This is a genomic window from Curtobacterium sp. MCBA15_012 (assembly GCF_001864935.2).
Classification (GTDB): Bacteria; Actinomycetota; Actinomycetes; order Actinomycetales; family Microbacteriaceae; genus Curtobacterium.
This window is the reverse complement of the sequence record NZ_CP126267.1, coordinates 1,073,695-1,090,083: the sequence shown is the minus strand read 5'-3', so window position 1 is coordinate 1,090,083 and position 16,389 is coordinate 1,073,695. Positions and strand designations below refer to the sequence as shown.

Below are 16,389 nucleotides of genomic sequence, written 5' to 3'. Positions count from 1 at the left end.
CTGTGCCGTGCCGTGCCGCTGGGACGGCGGCGCGGATCGGCTCAGAACAGGCCGTCGCGCAGGTCGTCGTCGGGGCCGTCGAACCCCCGGAACATGTCGGACACGAGCGCGGCGATCTGCGGTTCGACGAGGCGGTCGACTGCCTCGGCGATGCGCGGACGGTGCTCCACGAGCGCGAGGCACACCGCCGTCCCCGTCGCACGGGCGCACTCGTCGGACAGGGCGATCTCGTGGCGGAGTGCGGCCTTCGCCTCGTCGGAGAGCGGCTCGCGTGGCGTCTGCTCGGCCGCACCGGTGCCGGTCAGCTCGCCGAGGGTGAACAGGAACGGCTCGCCCTCGGACGGCTCCGGGTCGACGTCGAGGCCCTGGAACTCCGGCGACAGGCCCTCGGTCGGCTGGTACCCCGCGTGCCGTTTCCGGGCGGCCGCCCGCTCGAGTTCGCGCTGCAGGAGCGGGAGGTTCTTGGCGGTGTACTCGTCGACGGCGTCCTCGATGATCGCCGACATGCGGCCGATCAGAGCGTGCTGGACCGCGTGCGGCACGTCCGGACCGAAGCCCGCGGCGCTGGCGATGGGCGACCCCGTGCACTTGCGGCAGATGCGGGTTCGAGGCCGCGCGCTGCCGATCTGCCACCGGGGCAGCCACCGGAGCCAGACGTCGACGGCGACCCGTACGCGCCCGTCGATGCCGTCCATGCCCCAACAGTAGGCGGCAGCGGGCGCTCGGTCCCGGGCAGCGCGCGCGAACGGGCGGATTCGGCACCCTCGCGCGCGTCCCGGTGCGGCTTCCGCCCGCTCGCGCACCGGAGGCAGCCCGGCGACACCCCGCTTCCGCGAGCGGGCGGAACCAGCACCCGACACGAGCGCGCGCCTGCACACATCGCCCGCTCGCGCACGGCGGCTCAGCCCGGCAACACCCCGCTTCCGCGAGCGGGCGGAACCAGCACACGACACGACCGCGCACCCGCACACATCGCCCGCTCGGGGATGGGCACACGGGCACGCGGGCACGGGCGTCGGCACGGGCACGGGGGGGCGGATGGGCACGGACGGGAGGCGCGACCCGCCCCCGCCCCGCCCGTCGCGAGCGCGAGTGGCCGGGCTGGTCAGCCCTGCGGTTCGGTGACGAAGTCGATGAGCTCCTCGACGCGCCCGAGCAACTGCGGCTCCAGGTCGGCGAAGGTCCGCACCTGCCCGAGGATCCGCTGCCACGCGCGCGCGACGTCCGCCTGGTCGTCGGCCGGCCACCCGAGGTGCTGCAGGATGCCCTTCTTCCACTCGATCGAGCGCGGGATCGTCGGCCACGCGGTCAGCCCGAGTCGCGACGGCTTCACCGACTGCCAGACGTCGACGAACGGGTGTCCGACCACGAGCACGTGCGCACCCCACTTCCCGCGCATCACGGCCTCGGCGAAGCGAGACTCCTTCGACCCCGGCACGAGGTGGTCCACGAGCACGCCGACCCGACGCTCCCGCGTGGGGCGGAACTCCTCGAGCACGTCGGCGAGGTTGTCGACGCCCTCCAGGTACTCGACGACGACGCCCTCGACGCGGAGGTCCGCGCCCCAGACCTTCTCGACGAGCTCGGCGTCGTGCCGGCCCTCGACCATGATCCGGGAGGGCAGCGCGACGCGTGCGCGCTGTTGCTCGACGGCGAACGAGCCGGAGGCGGTGCGGAGGCGACCACCGTCGGACGCGTGCCGCACCGGCGGGGCCGCACCGGGCCTCCCGTCCGATCCGGCGCGAGCCGGGGGTGCAGCCGCGGCAGACCGCCCGCCGACACCAGCGGCACCGGGACCCGTGCGCCCGGCCGCGCCAGCGCCTGCGCCCGCGGAGCCGCCCGCCGACCGGCCGACCGGCGCCTGCGGCCGACCGAGCGTGACCAGCTTGCCCTCGAGCAGGAACTGCCCGGTGAAGGGGAAGGCGCGGACGCGACCCTTCCAGTCCTCCAAGGAGACGTTGCCCGCCTCGAGCCCGACCACGGCGCCCGCCCACCCCGAATCCGGGTCCTCGAGCACCATGCCGCGCTCGAGCGGCACCTGCTGCACCTTCTCGACGCCCCTCGAGCGCCAGTCGCCCGAGAGCACGTCGCTGCCGTACCGGTCCTCGTCCACCCGGGAAGCGTAGTGTCGACCAGTCCCGCAACGGCGCCGGCACCCGCGGCGCGTCACGCACACGCCGCACCCATCCCGAGCACGGTGCATCCCCGGACACGTCGTGCTCTCCCCCGGCCGCACGCGTCACCGCACGCCCCGCGGCCACCCCGAACGGAAGGCCACACCGTGCGCGCAGCAGTCATCCACGCTCCCCGCGACGTCCGCGTCGAGGAGCGCGACGCCCCCACCGTCATCGCCCCGACCGACGCCGTCGTCCGCGTCACCGCCGCCTGCGTGTGCGGCTCCGACCTCTGGCCGTACCGCGGCGTCCGCGACACGAAGGAGCCGCGCGCCATCGGACACGAGTTCGTCGGCGTCGTCGAGTCCCTCGGTGACGAGGTCGACGGCCTCGCGGTCGGCGACTTCGTCATCGCGCCGTTCACCACGAACGACGGCACGTGCCAGGCCTGCGCCCACGGCATGACGAGCGGCTGCGACCACGGCTCGACCTTCGGCGTCACGCCGGACGCCTACGGCCACCCGCTCGGTGGAGCACAGGCCGAGTTCGTCCGGGTGCCGGACGCCGCCGCGACGCTCGTCGTCGTGCCCGGGCCCGTCGACGAGGACCTCGTGCCCTCGCTGCTCACCCTGTCCGACGTGTTCTCCACCGGACACCACGCCGCGGTGTCGGCCGAGGTCGGACCGGGCAGGACCGTCGTCGTGGTCGGCGACGGGGCCGTCGGGCTGTCCGCCGTCCTCGCGGCGAAGCGCCTCGGCGCCGAGCGGATCATCGCGATGAGCCGGCACGCCGACCGGCAGGCCCTCGCGCGCGAGTTCGGGGCGACGGACGTCGTCGAGGCCCGTGGCGACGAGGGTGTCGCTGCCGTCCGGCAGCTGCTCGGCGGCGACCTGGCGGACTGCGCCCTCGAGGCGGTCGGCACCGCGGAGAGCATGGACCAGGCGCTGCGGGTCGTCCGCGCGGGCGGCAACGTCGGCTACGTGGGGGTGCCCGCGGGTGACCCCGAGCTGCCGATGCCGTTCCTGTTCGGCCGGAACATCACGGTCGGCGGCGGAATGGCCCCGGCGCGCGCGTACATCCCCGAGCTCCTGCCCGACGTGCTGTCGCGGGCGATCGAGCCGGGTCGGGTGTTCGACCTCGAGCTGCCGCTGGAGCAGGCCGCCGAGGCGTACGCCGCGATGGACGAGCGGCGCGCGATCAAGGTGCTGCTGCGCCCGTAGCGAGAGGCGGGCGCGGGGCGGGTCGGGTCTCGGCCCCGCGCCCCGCGGCCCCGGTCCCGGTCCCGGTCCCGGGCGAGGCGTCCCGCGCCCTACCTCAGAGCCCGGGTCAGGCGTCCCGTACCGCGAGCACCCGGTGCGGCGCCGCCCGTTCCGCCCGCCACCCCCGCGGCAGCACCTCCTGCAGCTCCGGCACCGTGAACGACCGCTGGATCGACCGCAGCCCGTCGACGCGCACGAACGTCCCGACGGCCACCAACGGCGACGCCAGCGCGTACGCCCGGTAGGCCTGCCGCGACCGCCGGATGTCCGAGTGCAGGCTCCGCCCGGTCGCGAGCTGCGCCGAGTCCGCCAGGAACGCCGCGCGCGCCTCGTCGTCGAGGTGGTGCAGCACGTGGTTCGACACCACGAGGTCGAACCGCTCCCCCGCCGCGACGAGGTCGGCGCTCGACTGCTGCCGGAACGTCACCCCGCGCGGCGTCGAGCGCGAGGCCGACGCGATCGCCCGCTCGTCGGGGTCGACGCCGACGACCTCGATCGACAGCCCGTCGCTCGCCGCCCACCGCACGAGCGCGCGGGCCAGGTCGCCGCCGCCGCACCCGAGGTCGAGCACGCGCCCGCGCCCACTCGGGGGCAGCGCCGGCACGACGTGCGTCCGCCACGCCGCGCGCCACCCGCTGACCAGGGCGTTCACCACGGCGAACCGCCGGAACGTGCGTTCGAGCGCCCGCGGGTCGCAGTCCGGGTCGTCCATGAGTTCGCGCAGGTCGGTCGCCCGGGTCCTCAGGTCGACGGCCGGGAGGCGCGGTGCCCGTCCGCCGGGTCGGCCCAGGTCGCGCGGGTGGTCGCCGCTCACGCCCCCACCACCGTCATGCGCGCGCTCTCGACCGTCAGACCCGGGCCGAACGCCACCGCGACGAGCGCGGAGTCGTCCGCGACCCCCTGCTCCAGTGCGTCGCGGAGGACGAACAAGACCGTGGCGCTCGACATGTTCCCGTGGTCCCGGAGCACGTTCCGGCTCGACGCGACGGCGCTGTCCGGCAGGCCGAGCGCTTCCTGGGCCCGGTCGACGATGGCCCGTCCGCCGGGGTGCACGGCCCAGACCGGCACGTCGGCGGCGACCTCGTCCTCGGCGAGCAGGGTCGACACGGCGGCCGGGACGTGGACACCGACGAGCTTCGGCACCGCCGTCGACAAGACCATCTCGAAGCCCTCGTCCCCGATGTTCCACGCCATCTCGGAGGCGCCCTCGGGCACGGTCGCGGTCGCGAACCCGTCGATCCGGAGTCCGACGCCGCCCCCGGTCACGACGACCGCGGCGGCACCGTCGCCGAACACGCTGTTCGCGACGATCTGGTCGGGGTCGTCGGACGCCCGCACGTGCAGCGTGCAGAGCTCGGCGCAGACGACGAGCACGACCGCGGACGGGTCGGCCTCGGCGAACGCGGCGGCGATGCGGAGGGCGGGGAACGCCGCGCAGCAGCCCATGAACCCGATGTGGTGCCGGAACACCCCCGCCGGCAGTCCGAGCTGGTCGACGACGTCGATGTCCGGCCCCGGCTGCGTGAAGCCGGTGCACGAGACGGTCACGAGGTGCGTGACGGCAGCCGGGTCGACGCCGGCACGGTCCACCGCGTCGCGTGCCGCCGCGACGAACAGCGCCGGTGCGAGCTCGCGGTACCGGTCGTTGCGCGTGCCGGTGGACGGGGACACGAGGTCGCCGCCGTCCTGCCGGAACAACCCGCCCGGACGGGTGGCGTCGAGTTCCTCGATGACCGTGTGGCGGTGCTCGACGGCGGACACGTCGAACGCGGCGGGCACGAGGCGGCGGCCGAGGCGACCGAGGTCGGGCTGCCCGGCGAAGAGGTCCCGCACCGCCGCCTGGTCGAGGGTGGTCTGCGGGACGGCGGTTCCGATGGCGCGGATCGTTGCGGTCACGACCCATCCTGTCACCGGGTCGCTGACGTGTCCCCAGGTTGCCCTGGTCCAGGTCCGGCGCGGCAGCCGGTGGTCCGCTTGCCGACCAGACGACGGACGGGAGGCGCGGTGCCAGCTGGCACCGCGCCTCCCGTCCGTCCCGTGGTGGCGGGCTAGGCCTGCGCGCGCTCCAGGACCAGCTCGCGGACGCGCGCCGCGTCCGCCTGTCCCTGCATGGCCTTCATGACCGCGCCGATGATCGCACCGGCGGCCTGCACCTTGCCGTCGCGGATCTTGGCGAGCACGTCGGGCTGCGCGGCGAGCGCCTGGTCGACCGCTGCCGTGAGCGCCGAGTCGTCGGACACGACCTTCAGGCCGCGGGCCTCGACGACCTGCGCCGGGGAGCCCTCGCCGGCGATGACGCCCTCGAGGACCTGGCGGGCCAGACGGTCGGTGAGGTCGCCGGACTCGACGAGCGCGATCGTCTCGGCGACGTGCTGCGGCGACACGAGGTCACCCGCGGCGGCGTCACGAGCGTTGGCGACGCGGCTGATCTCACCCGTCCACCACTTGCGCGCGGCCTGCGGCGAGGCGCCCGCGGCGACGGTGGCCTCGACCTCGTCGAGCAGCCCGCCGTTGACGACGTCCTGGAACTCCAGGTCGCTGAAGCCCCAGTCGCCCTTGAGTCGGCGGCGACGCGCGACCGGGGCCTCGGGCAGCGAGGCCCGCAGTTCCTCGATCACGGCCGGGTCCGGCACCACGGGGAGCAGGTCGGGCTCCGGGAAGTAGCGGTAGTCGTCGGCGTCCGACTTCGGGCGACCGGCCGACGTGCGACCGGTGTCCTCGTGCCAGTGGCGGGTCTCCTGCGTGATCGTGCCACCGGCGGCGAGGATCGCGGCCTGACGCTGGATCTCGTAGCGGATGGCGCGCTCGACGGCACGGAACGAGTTGACGTTCTTCGTCTCGGTGCGGGTGCCGAGCTTCTCCTGGCCCCAGGGACGCAGCGAGATGTTCGCGTCGCAGCGCAGGTTGCCGCGCTCCATGCGGGCCTCGGAGACGCCGAGCGCGCGGACGAGGTCACGGATGACCTGCACGTACGCGGCGCCGAGCTCCGGGGCGCGGTGCTTCGCGCCGAAGATCGGCTTCGTGACGATCTCGACGAGCGGGACGCCCGCACGGTTGTAGTCGACGAGCGAGTACTCGGCACCCTGGATGCGGCCGGTGGCACCGCCGACGTGCGTCAGCTTGCCGGCGTCCTCCTCCATGTGGGCGCGCTCGATCGGGACGGTGAAGATGGTGCCGTCGGCGAGCTCGACCTCGACCTCGCCCTCGAACGCGATCGGCTCGTCGAACTGCGAGATCTGGTAGTTCTTCGGGTTGTCCGGGTAGTAGTAGTTCTTCCGCGCGAACCGCGAGGACTCGGCGATCGAGCAGCCGAGCGCGAGGCCCAGCTGGATCGAGTAGCGCACGGCCTGCTCGTTCACGACGGGCAGTGCGCCGGGGAGCCCGAGGTCGACCGGGGTCACGTTCGTGTTCGGCTCGCCACCGAAGAAGTTCGGAGCGTCCGAGAACATCTTCGTCTTCGTCGCGAGTTCGACGTGGACCTCGAAGCCGAGCACCGGCTCGAAACGCTCGAGCGCCTCGTCGAAGTCCATCAGCGCGTCCTTCTGCGCCATCAGATCACACCTTCCTGCGCAGCGGACTGCTGAGACTGGTCGAGGTCCGGGATGCTGTCGATGAGCGGGCGACCCCACTGCTGCTCGAGCAGGCGCTCGAGCGCGGCGCCGTAGCGGTACAGGCGGGCGTCCTCGCGCTGCGGGGCCATCAGCTGCACACCGGTCGGCAGCGAGTCCTCGGGCGCGAGGCCGTTCGGGATGCTCATGCCGGGGACGCCAGCGAGGTTCGCCGGGATCGTCGTGAGGTCGTTGAGGTACATCGCCAGCGGGTCGTCGAGCCGCTCGCCCAGCGGGAACGCCGTGGTGGGGGCGGACGGGCTGACGAGCAGGTCGACCTGCTCGAACGCGGCCGCGAAGTCGCGCTGCACGAGGGTGCGGACCTTCTGCGCCGAGCCGTAGTAGGCGTCGTAGTAGCCGGCGCTCAGGGCGTAGGTGCCGAGGATGATGCGGCGCTTCACCTCGGGGCCGAACCCGGCCTCGCGCGTCGCGGCCATGACGTCCTCGACGGTCGCGCCGCCCTCGGGCGTGACGCGGAGGCCGAAGCGCACCGAGTCGAACTTCGCGAGGTTCGACGACGCCTCGGCCGGGAGGATCAGGTAGTACGCGCTGATCGCGTAGGCGAAGCTCGGGGCGTCGATCTCGACGACCTGCGCGCCCGCCGACTCGAGGAGCGCCACGGTTTCCTGGAAGCGCTGCGTCACACCGGCCTGGAAGCCCTCGCCACCGGCGAGTTCCTTGACGACGCCGACCTTGAGACCACGGAGCGTGTCGGCCTGCAGGCCCTCGCGCGCGGCGGCGGTCATCGACGGCCACGCGTCCGGGATCGAGGTGGAGTCGCGCGGGTCGTGTCCGCCGATGACGTCGTGCAGGAGCGCGGCGTCGAGGACCGTGCGCGAGACCGGGCCGACCTGGTCGAGGCTCGAGGCGAGCGCGATCGAGCCGTAGCGGCTGACCCCGCCGTAGGTCGGCTTCACACCGACGGTGCCGGTGACGGCACCGGGCTGCCGGATCGAGCCGCCGGTGTCGGAGCCGAGGGCGAAGGGCGCCTCGTGGGCGGCGACCGCTGCGGCCGAACCACCGCCGGACCCGCCGGGGATCCGGTCGAGGTCCCACGGGTTGCGCGTCGGACCGTACGCGGAGAACTCCGTGGTCGAGCCCATCGCGAACTCGTCCATGTTCGTCTTGCCGAGCGGCACGAGACCGGCGGCGCGGAGCTTCGCGACCGGGGTGGCGTCGTACGGCGGACGCCAGCCCTCGAGGATCTTCGAGCCCGAGGTCGTGGGCATGTCCTGCGTGCACAGGACGTCCTTGATCGCGATCGGGACGCCGGCGAGCGCGCCGAGGTCGTCCCCCGCGGCACGGCGGGAGTCGATCGACTTCGCGACGGCGAGGGCGTTCTCGTTGACGTGCAGGAACGCGTGCACGTCCCCGTCGACGGCCGCGATGCGGTCGAGGTGGGCCTGGGTGGCCTCGACGCTCGAGACGTCGCGCGCCACGAGGGCGTCGGCGAGCGCCGCGGCGCTGAGCTTGGTGATGTCGTCGGTCATCTTCTGTCGCCTACTGTTCTTCGCCGAGGATCGCCGTCACACGGAACCGTTCGCCGTCGGAGTCGGGGGCGCCGGACAACGCCTGCTCCTGGGTCAGGGTCGGCCCCACCACGTCGGGTCGGGTGACGTTGCCGAGCGGCACGGGGTGGCTCGTCGCGGGGACGTCGTCGGTCGCGACCTCGGCGACCTTGGCGACGCTCTCGACGATGTGCGCCAGCTCACCGGTCAGCTTCTCGATCTCGTCGGGCGTGAGTGCGATACGTGCGAGGTTCGCCAGGTGCGCGACCTGCTCGCTCGTGATGTCAGGCATGGGGCTCCGTCGATCGGGACGTGGGACGCCGACCAGTCTATTGGCCGGTCCGGACGCTCGGGGGCAGCGGGCGGCCCGCTCCCGCCGAGCGGGCGGTACTTGCACGGTGGGTGGGCGGCCCTCTCCCGCCGAGCGGGCGGTACTTGCACGGTGGGTGGGCGGCCCTCTCCCGCCGAGCGGGCGGTACTTGCACAGGTATGGGCCCCGGGGTGCAGGAACCGCCCGCTCGCGGGGCCGCCCGCCCGCGTTCCGTGTCGGATGCCTTGCCCGTTCCCACCGTCGGCGCCCCCTCCCGAGCCCGGGCGGGCGGAATCCGCAGCGCCCACCGCCGCCATCGCGCAGGATCCGCCCGCTCACGGATCGATGTGCTCCAGGACCGCACCGTTCCCGCGAGCGGGCGAAACCGGCAGCACGGAGACCGGCCATCGCGCAGGATCCGCCCGCTCACGGATCGATGTGCCCCAGGACGGCACCGTCCGCGCGAGCGGGCGAAACCGGCAGCGTCCACGGCCATCCCGACGCGCTTCCCGCCCGCTCGCGGATCGGCGCGGCCTCCGAGACCCGTCGCCTCCGCGAGCGGGCGATCCCGGCAGCGCGCCCCTCGGGCACGCCGCACGGAACGCCCGCTCGCGGTCCGGGCAGCAGCCACAGCCAACGCAGCAGCAGCCGCGGCAGCAGCCGCGGCAACAGCAACAGCAGCCCAGCCCCCGGCCCCGACCGAGCGGGTACCGCCCCTCGACCAGCGCCAGCGCGTATCGGGCGCCACCCCGCCTCGGGTCGGAACCGCCTGGAGGCCCGTCACCCGCCCGCCGGACCGGCGCCGGACCTCCAGGCCGTCACCTCCCGGAGCCGGACGCGCACGTCAGGTGCCGGCAGTCAGGCCCCACCGGTCACACGACCACCGCCAACCGGCCCACCAAGCCGCCGGGCGCCGCGTGGCGCCTGTGGACACCGGCACGCCGCCGGAGACCGGCGCACCGCGCCGCGAGACACGGCCCGGTGCCGGGAGACACCGGCACGCGACCGGAAACCGGCGCCACCCGGCCGGCACCACCGTGCCGGCCCCCGTCGCTACTTCCCGGACCCTGCGGTCCCCGGGCCAGCGGCCCCGGCTCCTCCGGGCTGTCCGGCCCCGGACCCGCCAGCGCCGCCCGCGCCGGACCCACCCGACGCAGCCTGACCGCCCGCGGCACCCGCCCCAGCACCCGTCCCGCCGGCCGCAGCCCCCGCACCCGCCGGAGCCCCGGCACCCGCAGTACCGGAGGCACCCGCCGCAGCACCGCCCCCGGCGTCCCCGCCGCTCGGCGCAGCGTTCGCCACCGTCCCGACCATCGCCGGGTCCGCCGCGGGCAGGTCCCCGCCCGCCCGCGTCTGGTCGAGGTACGCCATCATCGACTTCGCCACGCCGAACTTGGCGCTGTACCCGGTCGTGCCCCGCAGGAAGGGCCAGTTCGCCAGGCTCACGCTGCCCTGCACGTTGCCGATCCAGGTCGCGTTCGTGTACTTCGTCGAGGACGTCACGAGCCAGTTCTGCACGTCACCGTCGGTGGTGCCGGTCTTGGCGAACTTCGGCACGGCGTCCCCGGGGTTCGCCGTCGCCGCGGTCCCGTTGCCGGTGAGCACGCCCTGCAGCGCGTGGTCGACGGTGCCGGCGACGGCCGCCGAGACACCTCGGGTGCACGAGGCCGGGGTCGGCGTGATCTTCCCGCCGTCGGCCGTGGTCACGGAGTCGATCGCGGTCGCGGTGCACACGATGCCGCCGTTGGCGAAGCCCGCGTAGGCCTCGGCCAGGTCGATGGGCGACAGCGTGTTCGTCCCGAGCACGGACGCCGGGTTGGAGTCCGGCGGCGTCCCGTTCGACTGATGGATGCCCATGGCCTCGGCGGTCTTCGCGATGCCGCACAGGTCGAGCTGCTTCGCCATCGAGCCGAACGCGGTGTTGATCGACTCCGAGGTCGCGTCCTGCACGGTCATCGTCGCCGGCACCTTCTCGGCGTTCGCGACCTGCCAGGGCTTCCCACCGACGCCCGTGCACGAGTTCGTGAACTCCGACTGCGGGAAGGTGTGCTCGGTCGTCGACACCGACTCGGACAGGGTGTGTCCGTGCGCGAGCCAGTCGGCGAGCGTGAAGACCTTGTACGTCGAGCCGGTCTGGAAGCCCCCGGAGTTGCCGTAGGCCTGGTCGGCGCTGTAGTTCACCGCGGTCTGGCCGGCGGTCGCCGAGTCGGACTGCGTGTACTCGGTGTTCTGCACCATCGACAGGATGCGCCCGGTCCCGGGTTCGACGGTGACGTTCGACCCGCCCGCGTCGACGCCCGCCATGGTCGTCGGGACGTACGCGGAGAGCGCGGCCTGGCCCTGCGTCTGCAGGTCGAGGTCGAGCGAGGTGTGGATCTCGAGCCCCTTGGTGTCGAGCGTCTCGATGCGGTCGGCGACGGTCGCGCCGAACGCCGGGTCCTGCAGCACCTGGGCACGGACGTAGTCGCAGAAGTACCCGGCGTCGTACCCGCTCGCCGCGGCCGAGCACCCGTTCGAGGTCTCGGTCACGTGCGGGGTGATCGGTGTTGCCTTCGCCTGGTCGAGCTGCGCCTTCGTCACGTCGTGGTGCACGTACATGCGCTCGAGGACGTAGTCGCGCCGTTCCTTGGTCGCCGCGTACCCGTTCGCCTGCCCGTTCGACTTGTCGTCCGGCCGGTCGATGCGCAGGTTCGAGGGGTTGTTCAGGATCGCGACGAGGGTCGCGGACTGCTCGAGCGTCAGGTCCTTCGCGTGGACGCCGAAGTAGTACTCCGCCCCGGCCTCGGCACCGTAGACGCGTCCGCCGAGGCCGACGAGGTTGAGGTACCCGGTCAGGACCTGGTCCTTGGTGTACTTCTTGTCGACGGCGATCGCGTACCGGATCTCCTGGAGCTTGCGCTGCGGCGTGACACCGGCGGCGTCCTCGTAGCACGCGGCGATCTTCTTCTGCGTGTCCGCGGCGTCCTTGCCGGTGAGCTGCTCGCACTGCTGCACGAGGACGTTCTTGACGTACTGCTGCGTGATGCTCGAACCGCCCTGCACGTCGCCGCCGACGACGGTCGCCGCGACGCCGCGCACGGTGCCGAGGACGTCGACGCCGCCCTCCTGTTCGAAGCGCGGGTCCTCGGTGTCGATCGCGGCGCGCTTGAGGGACTCCGCCATCGCGTTCGACGCGACGTCGGTGCGGTTCTCGGCGTAGAACGACGCGATCTTGACCTGCTGGCCGCCCTTGGTCGCGTAGACCGAGGACACCTGCTGCGGCGTCTGGATCGCGAGGTAGCTCGGCAGGTCCTCGAAGAACGACACCGCTCCCGAGGTCCCCTCGCCGGCGACCGCGACGGCCGGTGTCACCGCGACCGCGACGAGCATGCCGGCCAGGCCGGACATCGCGCAGAAGGAGAGGAAGGCACCGGTCCACCGCATCGCACGCATGTCGGAACCGTACGGTCGACGACTGGGCCGGTTCTGCCGGGGAGCCGCGACCGGCTGCGGCGGTCCACAGGAAGCCCCTCAGACACGGCCGGGAGGCGCGGCTCGCGCCCGGCGCGTCCGCGGCGGTCCGCCGCCGGGCCGGACGGGAGGCGCGACCCGCCTCCCACGCGTCCGCTGCGGTCCCGGGGCCGCCGCTCAGTCCCGCGGCTGCAGGTCCTGCGGCCGCAGCAGGTACATGTCCGGCCCCGGCTGCGGCCCACCCGTCCCACCGGAGCCCCGGCGCGCCTGGTGGCGCACGAGGTCGCCCCGCCCGACGGCGATGAGCGCCACCTCGTGCAGCGACGACGTCCCGGGCTTGAGGTAGTCGTTGTGCCCGACCGGCCGGCGGAACAGCCCGGCCGTCCCCTCGGGCACACCCCCGGACAGGTCGAGCAGCGTCGACCCGAACCCGGGCGACCCCGGGTCGGTACCGAAGTACCCGGTCCCCGCGACCGGGTCGTCGTGCGCGTCCCCGACGAACACCTCGCCCCTGCCGACCGCGAGCTGCGCCGCCGACCGGACGTCGCTGCCGGGCGACCCGAGCACCGTGAGGGTGTCCGCGCGCATCCGGCCGGAGGACAGTGCGGTCATCGCCGTGGTCGACCCGTACGAGTGCGCGACGACGTTCAGCCGCGGCCGGACGTCCCCGCGGACGGCGTCCAGGCCGGCGACCACGCGTTCCAGCCGTTCGGCCCCGGTGTCGGCGAGCCCGAGCGACAGGATGTTCGACATGTCCGGCGTCCGGTAGCCCATCCACGCGACCACCGCGACGCCGCTCCCCCGCGCCGGGTCCGGTGCGGCGAGGCCCGCGACGGCGGTCTGCTCCTGGTACAGGCCGTCGGCGGTGTCGGCGAAGTCGTGCATCTGCCCGGAGACCGTGAAGAACATCCCGGGCACGACGACCGTGACGTCGGCCGCGGTGGCGAGGTCCCCGACGGCGATCGCGGCTCGGCCGGAGCCGCGGGTGTCCAGCGCGACGAGCACGCGGTCGGGCGACCCGGGGTCCGGCGACAGCGCGGCCTCGACCTGCTGGAGCATGCCGTGCAGCGCGCTCCCGTCCCCGGAGGCGGCCAGGCCTCGCGCCAGGGTGCTGCGGTTCGCCCGGTCCCGGACGTCGTACGGGACCCCGTCGAGGTTGCCGACGACCGCGGGCGCGTGGTCGACGAGCCGGGAACGTGCTGCCTGGTCGAGACCGGACCACCACGTCCGGACCGCTGCCGGGGTCGGCGGGCGGTCCTGCGCGGTCGCGAGGACCCGCGCGTCCCGGTCGGCCCGGGCGAGGTCCGCGCCGTCGACGGTGCCGAGGTCGGCGAGGAAGGCCGAGCCGCGCGACCCGACGAGGTGGTCGAGCGCTGCGTGGTCCTCCACAGCTGGTCCGGACGTCGGGGCGCCCACGACCGAGGAGGTCCCGGCGGGCACGACTGGGGCCTCGACCACTCCGGGGGAGTGCATCGAGGCGGTGAGCAAGGCCGCGGCGATGAGCAGCATTCGGGTCTCCCCTGGGAAGGCCGTCTCGCCGGCCCCCACAGGCGACGAGTGATGCTCTATCGAGTGTAAGCAGATTCCCGCACCGTGGACATGCGTCGTGCAACTTGTCCCCCGAAGCCGCTGCTCCAGGTCGCACGACGCGGCGGTGCGGGCCGTCCCGACGGGCCTATCCCGCGGCGTCCTCCGCGCCGGCGTCGGCGTCGGTGCCGGCGTCGGCGTCGGCGTCGGCGTCGGCGTCGGTGTCCGTGTCCGGTGCGAGGGCGGCCGGGCCCTCCGTCACGAGCAGCCGGAACTGCTCGGCGTCGATGATGCGGACGCCCAGCTGCTCGGCCTTCGTGAGCTTCGAGCCGGCACCGGGGCCCGCCGCGACGAAGTCCGTCTTCTTGCTCACGCTCGACGCGGCCTTGCCGCCCGCGGCGATGATCGCCTCCTGCGCTCCTTCACGGGTGTACCCCTCGAGGGAGCCGGTCGCGACCACCGTCACACCGCTGAGCACCCCGCCCTCGACCGCGGCACCGGGCCCCGGGTGGTCCGGCGTGGTGAACTGCACGCCCGCCGCCGTCCACCGGTCGATGATCGCCCGGTGCCAGTCGACCTCGAACCAGTCGAGCAGGGCGTCCGCGATGATCCCGCCGACGCCGTCGACCGCCGCGAGGTCCTCGCGCGAGGCCTCGCGGATCCGGTCGAGCGAGCCGAAGTGGTTCGCCAGGGCGCGGGCGGCGACCGGCCCGACGTGGCGGATGCTCAGGCCGACGAGGATGCGCCAGAGCGGCTTCGTCTTCGCCGCCTCGATGTTCGCGAGCATCTCGAAGGCGTTCTTCGACGGGTACCGACTCGGCTCGCCCGTGTGGTCGGCGCCGCGGGCCTCGGGGTCGAAGGGCGGGTCGGTCTTCTTGCGGGCACGGCTGAACGGGGTGACACGCTTGGGCGTGCCGTCCTCGTCGGTCTTCTCCATGCCGGTCTCGGCGTCGCGGACGATCACCTCGATCGGGACGATGTCCTCCATCGTGAGGTCGAACAGCCCGGCCTCGGTGACGAGCGGCGGCGTCTCGGGACGGAGCGGCTGCGTGAGCGCTGCGGCTGCGACCTCCCCGAGGCCCTCGATGTCGAGCGAACCGCGCGAGGCGATGTGCTCGACCCGACCACGGACCTGTGCCGGGCAGCTCCGCGCGTTCGGGCAGCGGAGGTCCTTGTCGCCCTCCTTCGCCGGACGCAGCGGGGTGCCGCACTCGGGGCAGTCCGCGGGCATGACGAACTCGCGCTCGCTGCCGTCGCGGAGCTCGACCACCGGGCCGAGCACCTCGGGGATGACGTCGCCGGCCTTGCGCAGCACGACCGTGTCGCCGATGAGGACGCCCTTCGCCTTGACGACGTCCTGGTTGTGCAGGGTCGCCTGGCGCACGACGGAGCCGGCGACCTCGGCCGGGGCCATCACGGCGAACGGCGTCGCCCGGCCGGTGCGCCCGACGCTGACGACGACGTCGAGCAGCTTCGTGTGGACCTCTTCCGGCGGGTACTTGTAGGCGATCGCCCAGCGCGGCGCCCGCGAGGTCGAGCCGAGCTCCTCGTGCAGCGCGAGGTCGTCCACCTTGATGACGACGCCGTCGATCTGGTGCTCCACCGCGGACCGGCGTTCCCCGGTCGTGCGCACGAAGCCGAGCACCTCGTCGATCGTGTCGAAGACCCGGTAGTGCGTGCTCGTCGGCAGACCCCAGGTCTGCAGCAGTTCGTAGACCTCGGACTGCGCGTGCACCTCGGTCTGCTGCTCGAGCTCGCGGACCGGCCACGCGCCGATGCCGTGCACGAGCATCCGCAGCCGTCGGAGCCGGTCGACCATCAGGGCGCGCTTCGCCTCGGACTTGCCCTCCTCCTTCTGCCGGAGGGAACCCGCGGCGGCGTTGCGCGGGTTCGCGAAGACCCGTTCCCCGGCCTCGCGCTGCCGGGCGTTCAGCTCGTCGAACTGCGCCACCGGGAAGAAGATCTCGCCGCGGACCTCGACCAGGGGCGGGTGTCCGGTGCCGGCGAGCTGGTCGGGGATCGTGCCCATCGTGCGGACGTTGCCCGTGACGTCCTCGCCCACGACGCCGTCGCCGCGGGTGGCCGCGGAGACGAGCCGTCCGTGCTCGTAGCGCAGGTTGATCGCGAGGCCGTCGATCTTCAGCTCGGTCAGGAACCGGACGCGCTCGGCGCCGGCGTCACGCTGCACCTTGACGGCCCAGTCGGTGAGCTCGTCCGGGCTGAACACGTTGTCCAGGCTCAGCATGCGCTCGGCGTGCTCGACCGGGGCGAACTGCGTAGTCTCCGCGCGGCCACCGACGGTCTGCGTGGGGCTGTCCTGAGATGCCAACTCAGGACGAACAGCCTCAAGCCGCTGTAGAAAAGCAAGCACCCGGTCGTACTGTGCATCGGGCACCACCGTGCCTGCAGCCTCGTAGTAGTTATGCCTCAGCTCGAGTAGATCAGCGCGCGCAATTTCGGCGGCGGCGCGCACCTGAAAGGCAGGGAGTACCTCCGCTGACGTGGAGGCGAAGTGGATGAGCCAATTTGTGAGCTTGACGAGGTCACGGGGGCCCAAATCAGCTCGCTTGATCACATCCGCAATATCGAGAGGGCTGAGAGTCTCTAGCGAGT

General features: G+C 73.4%; 11 protein-coding genes. 1 reads left to right on the top strand and 10 read right to left on the bottom strand.

Features of this window, described 5'->3' with window-relative positions; all coding sequences use genetic code 11:
- Positions 1-41 precede the first annotated feature (41 nt).
- Together QOL15_RS05000 and QOL15_RS04995 are read right to left on the bottom strand one after the other, a co-directional pair.
- Entirely contained in the window at positions 42-695 is a 654-nt protein-coding gene (locus QOL15_RS05000) for a spermidine/putrescine ABC transporter substrate-binding protein (protein ID WP_065965189.1), read from the bottom strand.
- Between the two features lie 410 nt (positions 696-1,105).
- The gene (locus tag QOL15_RS04995) at positions 1,106-2,113 is read right to left on the bottom strand and encodes a DUF3097 domain-containing protein (protein WP_071249651.1); all 1,008 of its coding nucleotides are present in this window, start codon (positions 2,111-2,113) and stop codon (positions 1,106-1,108) included.
- A 168-nt stretch (positions 2,114-2,281) separates the two neighbouring features.
- Between QOL15_RS04995 and QOL15_RS04990 the strand changes: the two genes are divergently transcribed.
- Positions 2,282-3,334: a zinc-dependent alcohol dehydrogenase family protein gene (locus QOL15_RS04990; RefSeq protein ID WP_065964804.1), complete on the top strand. Its 1,053-nt coding sequence runs from the start codon at positions 2,282-2,284 to the stop codon at positions 3,332-3,334.
- Between the two features lie 106 nt (positions 3,335-3,440).
- Here the strand turns inward: QOL15_RS04990 and QOL15_RS04985 are convergent, their stop codons facing one another.
- From QOL15_RS04985 to ligA, 8 genes are all read right to left on the bottom strand, one after another.
- Positions 3,441-4,187, bottom strand: coding sequence for a methyltransferase domain-containing protein (locus tag QOL15_RS04985; protein ID WP_254784168.1), 747 nt, complete (start codon positions 4,185-4,187; stop codon positions 3,441-3,443).
- Positions 4,184-5,269 carry a type III polyketide synthase gene (locus QOL15_RS04980; RefSeq protein WP_071249649.1) on the bottom strand — a complete coding sequence of 362 codons (1,086 nt, stop codon included), beginning with the start codon at positions 5,267-5,269 and terminating at the stop codon, positions 4,184-4,186. The genes QOL15_RS04985 and QOL15_RS04980 overlap by 4 nt, the downstream gene beginning before the upstream one ends.
- Positions 5,270-5,421: 152 nt before the next feature.
- Positions 5,422-6,924 (bottom strand): Asp-tRNA(Asn)/Glu-tRNA(Gln) amidotransferase subunit GatB, encoded by a 1,503-nt coding sequence (gene gatB, locus QOL15_RS04975; RefSeq protein WP_071249647.1) that lies wholly within the window; start codon positions 6,922-6,924, stop codon positions 5,422-5,424.
- Positions 6,924-8,471, bottom strand: coding sequence for an Asp-tRNA(Asn)/Glu-tRNA(Gln) amidotransferase subunit GatA (gene gatA, locus QOL15_RS04970; protein WP_071249644.1), 1,548 nt, complete (start codon positions 8,469-8,471; stop codon positions 6,924-6,926). The genes gatB and gatA overlap by 1 nt, the downstream gene beginning before the upstream one ends.
- A 10-nt stretch (positions 8,472-8,481) precedes the next feature.
- A complete protein-coding gene (gatC, locus tag QOL15_RS04965; RefSeq protein WP_065964795.1) occupies positions 8,482-8,781 on the bottom strand; it encodes an Asp-tRNA(Asn)/Glu-tRNA(Gln) amidotransferase subunit GatC in 300 nt (99 codons plus the stop codon).
- A 1,071-nt stretch (positions 8,782-9,852) separates the two neighbouring features.
- Positions 9,853-12,231 carry a transglycosylase domain-containing protein gene (locus QOL15_RS04960; RefSeq protein ID WP_071249642.1) on the bottom strand — a complete coding sequence of 793 codons (2,379 nt, stop codon included), beginning with the start codon at positions 12,229-12,231 and terminating at the stop codon, positions 9,853-9,855.
- A 195-nt stretch (positions 12,232-12,426) separates the two neighbouring features.
- A complete protein-coding gene (locus QOL15_RS04955; RefSeq protein ID WP_083394171.1) occupies positions 12,427-13,758 on the bottom strand; it encodes an alpha/beta hydrolase in 1,332 nt (443 codons plus the stop codon).
- A 166-nt stretch (positions 13,759-13,924) separates the two neighbouring features.
- Positions 13,925-16,294, bottom strand: a complete 2,370-nt coding sequence (gene ligA / locus QOL15_RS04950; RefSeq protein WP_083394176.1) for an NAD-dependent DNA ligase LigA — start codon at positions 16,292-16,294, stop codon at positions 13,925-13,927.
- Positions 16,295-16,389 lie beyond the last annotated feature (95 nt).

Coding starts and splice junctions, on each gene's coding strand:
- gatB (WP_071249647.1), bottom strand. CDS start 6,924: ATGGCGCAGAAGGACGCGCTGATGGACTTCGACGAGGCGCTCGAGCGT.
- QOL15_RS04960 (WP_071249642.1), bottom strand. CDS start 12,231: ATGCGTGCGATGCGGTGGACCGGTGCCTTCCTCTCCTTCTGCGCGATG.
- gatC (WP_065964795.1), bottom strand. CDS start 8,781: ATGCCTGACATCACGAGCGAGCAGGTCGCGCACCTGGCGAACCTCGCA.
- gatA (WP_071249644.1), bottom strand. CDS start 8,471: ATGACCGACGACATCACCAAGCTCAGCGCCGCGGCGCTCGCCGACGCC.
- QOL15_RS04955 (WP_083394171.1), bottom strand. CDS start 13,758: ATGCTGCTCATCGCCGCGGCCTTGCTCACCGCCTCGATGCACTCCCCC.
- QOL15_RS05000 (WP_065965189.1), bottom strand. CDS start 695: ATGGACGGCATCGACGGGCGCGTACGGGTCGCCGTCGACGTCTGGCTC.